General features: G+C 70.4%; 6 protein-coding genes and 1 tRNA gene. 3 read left to right on the top strand and 4 right to left on the bottom strand.

The features are described from left to right. Positions 1 to 148: 148 nt before the first annotated feature. Both AB0D46_RS33840 and AB0D46_RS33835 read right to left on the bottom strand, forming a co-directional pair. The gene (locus AB0D46_RS33840) at positions 149 to 2,695 is read right to left on the bottom strand and encodes an ABC transporter permease (protein WP_362883235.1); all 2,547 of its coding nucleotides are present in this window, start codon (positions 2,693 to 2,695) and stop codon (positions 149 to 151) included. Between the two features lie 87 nt (positions 2,696 to 2,782). Beyond that, a complete protein-coding gene (locus AB0D46_RS33835; protein WP_362883246.1) occupies positions 2,783 to 3,547 on the bottom strand; it encodes an ABC transporter ATP-binding protein in 765 nt (254 codons plus the stop codon). A 439-nt stretch (positions 3,548 to 3,986) separates the two neighbouring features. Between AB0D46_RS33835 and AB0D46_RS33830 the strand changes: the two genes are divergently transcribed. Then, positions 3,987 to 4,068, top strand: a tRNA-Leu gene (locus AB0D46_RS33830). 137 nt (positions 4,069 to 4,205) lie between these two features. Then, positions 4,206 to 5,060, top strand: coding sequence for a Bax inhibitor-1/YccA family protein (locus AB0D46_RS33825; protein WP_362883233.1), 855 nt, complete (start codon positions 4,206 to 4,208; stop codon positions 5,058 to 5,060). A gap of 173 nt (positions 5,061 to 5,233) precedes the next feature. Here the strand turns inward: AB0D46_RS33825 and AB0D46_RS33820 are convergent, their stop codons facing one another. Next, positions 5,234 to 5,464, bottom strand: a complete 231-nt coding sequence (locus tag AB0D46_RS33820) for a DUF4287 domain-containing protein (protein ID WP_281206443.1) — start codon at positions 5,462 to 5,464, stop codon at positions 5,234 to 5,236. 101 nt (positions 5,465 to 5,565) lie between these two features. Here AB0D46_RS33820 and AB0D46_RS33815 point away from each other — a divergent pair, with 101 nt between their 5' ends. Continuing rightward, complete coding sequence (locus AB0D46_RS33815; protein WP_362883231.1) at positions 5,566 to 5,928, top strand: hypothetical protein; 363 nt, start codon at positions 5,566 to 5,568, stop codon at positions 5,926 to 5,928. On the opposite strand, the gene AB0D46_RS33810 is transcribed toward AB0D46_RS33815, so the two are convergent. Next, the gene (locus AB0D46_RS33810; protein WP_362883244.1) at positions 5,912 to 6,718 is read right to left on the bottom strand and encodes a hypothetical protein; all 807 of its coding nucleotides are present in this window, start codon (positions 6,716 to 6,718) and stop codon (positions 5,912 to 5,914) included. The genes AB0D46_RS33815 and AB0D46_RS33810 overlap by 17 nt on opposite strands. Positions 6,719 to 7,138 lie beyond the last annotated feature (420 nt).

The following is a 7,138-nucleotide window of genomic DNA, read 5'->3' as shown; positions in this document are numbered from 1 at the left end:
CGGGGGGCCCCCCCCCCCGCCCGCGCGCCCGCGGCGCGGGGGCCCCCGCGGCCCCCCCCCCCCCGGGGGGGCCGGCGGGCGCCCGGGGGGGGCCCCGGGGCGAACGCCCCGGGGCCCCTCCGTGTCCCTGGTACCGCCGGCCGGCGGGCTACTCGGTCTTGATGGCGGTCAGCATGTTCAGCCGGGCGGCGCTGCGGGCCGGCCACATGGCGGCGAGGACGCCGACGACCGCGGCGAGCAGGAGGAAGATGCCGATCCGGTCGTAGGGCATGACCAGCTCGTAGTTCGGTACGGACTTGGCGAGCGTGGTGCCCACCGCCCAGGCGAGGAAGACGCCGATGGCCACGCCGAGGACCGCGCCGAACAGGGAGATCACCACGGCCTCCAGGCGGATCATGTTCTTGACCCGGCCGCGGTCGAGGCCGATCGCCCGCAGCATGCCGATCTCCTGGGTCCGTTCGAAGACGGACATCGCCAGGGTGTTGACCACGCCCAGCACCGAGATGATCAGTGCCATGCCGAGCAGGCCGTACATGATGTTCAGCGCGGTGTTGACCATGCCGCCCATCTCGTTGCGCATGTCCTGCCGGGTGACGACGCTCATCGCCGGGTTCTTGCCGAGGGCGTCGACGACGGCCTGCTGGTTGGCCTTGGTCTCGCCGCCGGTGGTGTTGACGTACACCTCGCGGATGTACTGGTCCTCGCTGTGCTGGGCCAGCACCTTGTTGTCGAGGACGTACGGGGACAGCAGGCCTTCGAGGTCCTTGTAGACCGCGCCGACCTTCAGGGCGCCCTTGCGGCCGTCGTCGAAGGTGACGTCCAGGGTGGAGCCCGCCGTCAGCTTCTGCTCCTTCGCGGTGCTCTCGGCGACCGCGACCTCACCCTTGACCAGGCTGTCCAGCGAACCGCTGGTGACTTCGATGTTCAGCAGGCGGCCGATGGTGGCCGGGTTGACGCCCGAGGCCGACCGGAAGGACTCGCCGACCTTGAACCAGCCGTCGGCCTGCACCGAGACGGCCTCGACGCCGGGGGCCTTGGCCAGGGTCTCGGCCACCGTCCTGTCGAGGCCGCCGATGCCGCCGGACATGGTGACCTTGTAGTCGGCCTTGAGCTTGTCCGTGCTCATCCGGTCGACGGCCTTGCCCATGGTGACGCCGAGCACCGACATGGTGGTGACCAGGGTCAGCCCGATGGCCAGCGAGGCGGCGGTGACGGCGGTGCGGCGCGGGTTGCGCACCGCGTTCTGCGCGGCCAGCTTGCCGGGGACGCCGAACAGCTTCTGCAGCGCGGGGCGGACGGCGGCGATGGCCGGCTTGGAGAGCAGCGGGAGCAGCACGATCATGCCGAGGAGCATGAAGAACGCGCCGCCGCCGATGACCATGCGGCCGTCGCTCTTCATGGACACGCCGAGGAAGACGACCCCGATGCCGAGGGCGCTGATGACGCAACCGAACACGTTGCGCAGCACCAGCGACTTGGCGCTCGCCGGCAGGTGGGCGCTGCCCATGGCGGCGACGGGGGCGATCCGACCGGTGCGCCAGGCGGGCAGCAGCGCGGCGAGGGTGGTGACGAGGACGCCGATGACCAGCGCGGCGACGATGGTGACGGGGGCGATCACGAGTTCGCCGCCGGGGATCTTGGCGCCGATCGCGTCCATCAGGGAGCGCATGCCGGCCGCGAGGCCGATGCCGCTGACGAGACCGATGGCGGCCGATACGGCGCCGACGACGAGGGCCTCGGCGAGCACCGAGCGCATGACCTGACCGCGGTTGGCGCCGACGGCGCGCAACAGGGCCAGTTCCTTGGTGCGCTGGGTGACCAGCATGGTGAAGGTGTTGTAGATGAGGAAGACGCCGACGAAGAGGGAGATGCCGGCGAAGGCGAGCAGCATGGTGCTCATGCCGCTCATCTGCTTCTTGATGTTGGCGGCCTCCTCGGCGGCGAGCGCGACGCCGGTCTGGGCCTTGGCGTTCTTGGCGAGGAGGGGCTCGATGTCGGCGAGCAACTGCTCGGCGGAGGTGCCCGCCTTGGCGCTGACGGAGAGCTCGTCGTAGAAGTCGGGCTGGAGGTAGAGCTGCTGGGCGACCCGGGTGTCGAAGAGCACCAGGCTGCCGCCGGCGTTGACGGCGCCGTCCTCGGTGGTGAAGACGCCGGTCAGGGCGAATTCCCGGACCGGGCCGTTGGTGGCGACGCGGACCTTGTCGCCGACCTCGTACTTGCCCTTGGCGGCGGTTTCCCTGTCCAGGGCGATCTGGTCGTCCTTGGTGGGGCCGGCGCCGGTGGTGAAGGTGTAGCGGGGGTCCTTGCCGTCCTTGACGGGGGCGTAGTTGGAGCCCTTGTTGGCCCAGCCCGAACCGATCAGCTTGCCGTCCTCGTCGCCGACGCCGGCGAAGCCGGACACCCGGCCGGAGACGGCGTCGACGCCCTTGACGGCCTTGACCTTGTCGAGGGTCTGCCGGCTGATGCCCGGCTCCCCCTCCTTCTGGCCCTCCTCGTTGCGGCCCTGGCCGTAGGAGGTGACGGAGACGGCGACGCCGTCGTAGCTCTTGGCCGACTGGCCGGACAGGGCCTTGCTGAGGGTGTCGGTGAAGATGAGGGTGCCGGAGACGAAGGCGACGCCGAGGGTGACGGCGAGCACCGTCATCAGCAGCCTGGCCTTGTGCGCGAGGACGTTGCGCAGGGCGGTACGGAACATGGGGATATCAGTCCTGGTGGGCTGGAAGTCTGGAGGAGGTCTTCGGGGGCGGCGGGGGCTCGCGCGGCGCGCGGTGCGCCCCGGGGTTCAGCTGGTGCGGCCCTTGGCGTCGAAGGCCTTCATCCGGTCCAGCACGCCGTCGGCGGTGGGGTGGGCCATCTCGTCGACGATCCGGCCGTCGGCGAGGAAGATGACGCGGTCCGCGTAGGAGGCGGCGACCGGGTCGTGGGTGACCATGACGACGGTCTGGCCGAGCTCGCGGACCGAGTTGCGCAGGAAGCCGAGGACCTCGGCGCCGGAGCGGGAGTCGAGGTTTCCGGTGGGCTCGTCACCGAAGATGATCTCCGGACGGGAGGCCAGGGCGCGGGCCACGGCCACGCGCTGCTGCTGGCCGCCGGAGAGCTGGGTCGGCCGGTGCGAGAGCCGCTCGGAGAGGCCGACCATGGCAATCACGGTGTCCAGCCACTGCTTGTCGGGCTTGCGGCCCGCGATGTCCATCGGCAGCGTGATGTTCTCCAGGGCCGTCAGGGTCGGCAGCAGGTTGAAGGCCTGGAAGATGAAGCCGATCTTGTCCCGGCGCAGCTGGGTCAGCTGCTTGTCCTTGAGGGAGCCGAGCTCGGTGTCGCCGATGCGGACCGAGCCGGAGGAGAAGGTGTCCAGTCCGGCGACGCAGTGCATCAGCGTGGACTTGCCGGAGCCCGACGGGCCCATGATCGCGGTGAACTGGCCCTGCGCGAACTCGACGGAGACGTTGTCCAGCGCGACGACCCGGGTCTCGCCCTGGCCGTACACCTTGGACAACTGCGTCGCACGGGCGGCCGAGGCCTGGAGGGTGTGCGGGGCGTAGTTCATGGCGGTCAAGGGGGGACTCCTGTCGGGCGGACTGCGGAACGGCGGGACGGTTCCATCCTCACGGCGACCCCCGGGGTTCCGGATCAGCCGAGGTGCCCGTTCGCAGGCCCACTGGAGTCTGACCGGACGTCGGCCGGACTCCTCCTTTGGTATGACAGTCACCCTGAGGGTGTCCATGTCACCGCCCGACCGGCACGCGGCGGTCGGGGCCGGCCGGGGGGTGGCGGAAGGGGTGGCGGGAGGCGGCGAAATCACGTCAATCCCGCGCCGGCGACAGGCCTCGTCCGGAACGGGGCCGACCGTGACTTATCGGCCCTGACGCCCCCTCAATCACCAATAAAATCAGACAACATCGGATAGACGGCCGTCTGGCGCCGAGGGCGTTCCGGATAGGCTCGCGTCAGCGTTCAAGGCTTTTCCACGGGGCCCGCTGCGCCTTGCCCGGATGGTGGAATGCAGACACGGCGAGCTTAAACCTCGCTGGCCCTCGGGCCGTGCCGGTTCAAGTCCGGCTCCGGGCACTTCAGCAGCCGTTCCGTTTATCCTCTGCGCCCGACCGCGCCTTCTCCTAAGATCCTCCTCCAGCGGTAGGGTGCTTTTTTTGCGAGCGCATTACTCTTGAGAACAAGGCTGCACACGGTGGCCATGGAGGAGTGAGATGAGGAGCAGTAACCCGGTCTTCTCGCGACGGGGGTTCAGCCGCGACAACGGCGGCTACGCGGGCTTCGAGGCGCAGCACGCGCAGGCCGGGACCGCGACCAACCCGTACGCGACGAATCCGTACGCCACCGACCCCACCACGGGGATGCCGGCGGCGCCGGCCAACCACAACGCGATGACCATCGACGACGTCGTGAGCCGTACGGCCATGACGCTCGGCACCCTGGTCGTCACCGCGGCGCTCGCCTGGATCTTCCTTCCGGTCGACGCGGCCAACCTGAACGTCTCGTACGGCATCGCCATCGGCGCGATGCTCGTGGCGTTCGTCTTCGCGATGATCCAGTCGTTCAAGGCGAAGGCCTCGCCGGGGCTCATCCTGGCCTACGCCGCCTTCGAGGGCGTCTTCCTCGGGGTCATCAGCTCGGCCACCAGCACGTACTTCGGCGCCGGCGTGGTCATCCAGGCCGTCATGGGCACGATGTGCGTCTTCGCGGGCGTGCTCTTCGCCTACAAGATGCGCTGGATCCGCGTCACCCGCCGCTTCACCGGCTTCGTGATGGCCGCGGCCGTGGGCTTCATGCTCCTGATGCTGACCAACCTGCTGATCACGCTCATCGTGGGCGGCGACGGCCTCGGACTCCGCAGCGGCCCCCTGGGCATCCTGTTCGGCGTCATCGGCATCATCCTCGGCGCCTGCTTCCTCGCCCTCGACTTCAAGCAGGTCGAGGACGGCGTCGCCTACGGCGCCCCGCGCGAGGAGGCCTGGCTGGCCGCCTTCGGTCTCACCACCACCCTCGTGTGGATCTACATCGAGATGCTCCGGATCTTCCAGATCCTCTCGGGCAACGACTAGCCGGACCGCCCCGGGGCGCACACGGCACCGCAGCACGGGGAAGGCCCCGCGAGCACACCGCTCGCGGGGCCTTCCCGCGTTCAGGACGGACGTCGGAGGTCGGACGGGGATCGGTGGTCGGGTTGCGGGCTCAGGGGGGCGGGTGGCCGTGGCGGGCGACCGCGGCGGCGGCCTCAGCCGAACCGGCGGGCGGCTCTGCGCAGGTCGTGCTCGTGGATGATCGCCTTGGCCTGGCCGTGCGACAGTTCGTGCGCGCCGCGCAGCCAGCTGACCTTCTCCTCGAACCGGAGGAGGGACGGGCCCTCGTCGACGGCGCGGAGCCAGTCGGAGATCTCACGACCGGTGCTCTGCGGGATTCTGTCGATCATGTTGCGGTGGGTCTGTTCGGAGAACTCTACGGACATGGGCGCCTCCGGAGGTATCGCCGTGCTGTTCTCTTCACGCCACCGTGCCGGCGAGTTCGCCCGTTGGCAATGGCGCGGTAGCGGCGCGTAAGGTCGGCCGGGTGCTCGATACCTCACCCCTGACCGTCGCCGTGGAACGATTCGCCGACCGCCTGAGGGCGGCTCCGCAGAGCCGACTGCAGCGCGGCGCCGCGGAACAGGCACTGGCCCTGGCCCGGGAGCTCGCCGTGCGGGCACAGCGGCTGGAGGAGGCGGCGTCGCAGGCCGGGCGGGGGGCGGCTCCGGCGCCCGCGCGCGAGGTGCCGGACGCGGGGATCTTCGTCGTGGGGGACCAGCTGTCGGTGACCGGCCTGGACCTCGCGGAGGCCCTGCGCGCGGCCCCGGACGCCGGAACGGCCCCGTCCGTACTGCTGGACGAGGCCGTGGAACTGGTGGAGCGGGCGGAAGTCAGAGCGATGCGATGACGCGGTCCGCGAGGATGTAGACGTTGCTGTCGGGGTCCTCGGAGTCCCCGCAGGAGAACGTGAGCGCGTACGCGCCGGAAATCCCGGACCCGCCCAGCAGGACGGGCGCGGTGCCGGCCCGCAGGGCCTCGGAGAGGCGCTCGGCCGTCTCCCGGTGGCCCGGGGTCATGCACAGCGTGGTGCCGTCCGTGAAGACGTACACGTCCAGGGTGCCCAGCGGGCCGGGACGGACGTCCGCGAGGGCCGTACGGGCCTCCGCGAGCTCCTCCAGGCGGTTCACCGTGCGCTCGTGGTCCGCGCCGTGGTGCGCCTGCACCGGTACGAAGTCGGGGTGCGAGGGGTGGCGCCGGCGGGCGGCGGCCAGTTCGGCCGAATCCTCCGGGTACTCGTCGGCGAATTCCTCGCCGAGCACCGGCTCCAGCCCGACCAGGTCCGCCTGCCGGGGCAGGAAGACCGGGCCGTCCTCGCCGAGCCCGGGCAGGCCGCCCAGCAGCGAGGGGGCGTCGGCGGCGTCACGGGCCTCCTGCGCGGCCCAGAAGGCCCGCGCCTCGGCCAGCTCCCGCTCCCGCTCCTCGGCGAGGGCTTCGGCCACGGCGGCTCGTATCTCGGCTGCGGGGGACTCCACGGCGCTGCGGGCGTGCGGGACGGCTGCGGCGGCGCGCGGACGGGCCGGCAGGGCCAGCTCACCGCGCAGGGCGGTGACCTGCTTGCGCAGCCCGTGTACGGCGTGCAGCGCAGCAGCGCCCACGGCCGTGGCAGCGGCCGTGGTCAGCAGCAGGGCAAGAGACATGGCGCTCACTGGCTTACTCCCGATTGATTCGATCCCCCGACTTCCTACATCAGCTTGTCCTCTGCTGGGAATGGCGTGCAGTGCATTACGTCATGAATTGGACAGGTCTTTCGTCCTCGGGGCACCAGGGGGAGGGTGCCTGAGCTGGGCAAATACCGATCCCCCGGGACAAAGGTCACATCCTGGGGGAGATTCGGTCACAGGTCGGCCGCGACGGGGTTAGATCCGACGTCAGTAGAGCTCACTCATCTGGAGTATCCCTTGCGGCATCAGGGGTTCCGCCTTGATCGCCCATGGAAACCCGGCGATCGTGACGATCCGGACACCCTGCGCTACGACGCGCTTCGACCCGGCTCGACTCGGCCGGCCTCAGCTCAGCCGCGGGCTTTTTTGGTCGCGTTCCGCTTCGCCTGCGCTGCG

Source organism: Streptomyces sp. NPDC048383, assembly GCF_040651775.1.
Classification (GTDB): domain Bacteria; phylum Actinomycetota; class Actinomycetes; order Streptomycetales; family Streptomycetaceae; genus Streptomyces.
Note: the sequence above shows the minus strand (reverse complement) of the source record. Positions and strands in the feature narration are given on the sequence as shown.

Excerpts from the sequence above, each read along its gene's own strand:
- AB0D46_RS33825 (WP_362883233.1), top strand. The coding sequence starts at position 4,206 with ATGAGGAGCAGTAACCCGGTCTTCTCGCGACGGGGGTTCAGCCGCGAC.
- AB0D46_RS33835 (WP_362883246.1), bottom strand. The coding sequence starts at position 3,547 with ATGAACTACGCCCCGCACACCCTCCAGGCCTCGGCCGCCCGTGCGACG.
- AB0D46_RS33840 (WP_362883235.1), bottom strand. The coding sequence starts at position 2,695 with ATGTTCCGTACCGCCCTGCGCAACGTCCTCGCGCACAAGGCCAGGCTG.
- AB0D46_RS33810 (WP_362883244.1), bottom strand. The coding sequence starts at position 6,718 with ATGTCTCTTGCCCTGCTGCTGACCACGGCCGCTGCCACGGCCGTGGGC.
- AB0D46_RS33820 (WP_281206443.1), bottom strand. The coding sequence starts at position 5,464 with ATGTCCGTAGAGTTCTCCGAACAGACCCACCGCAACATGATCGACAGA.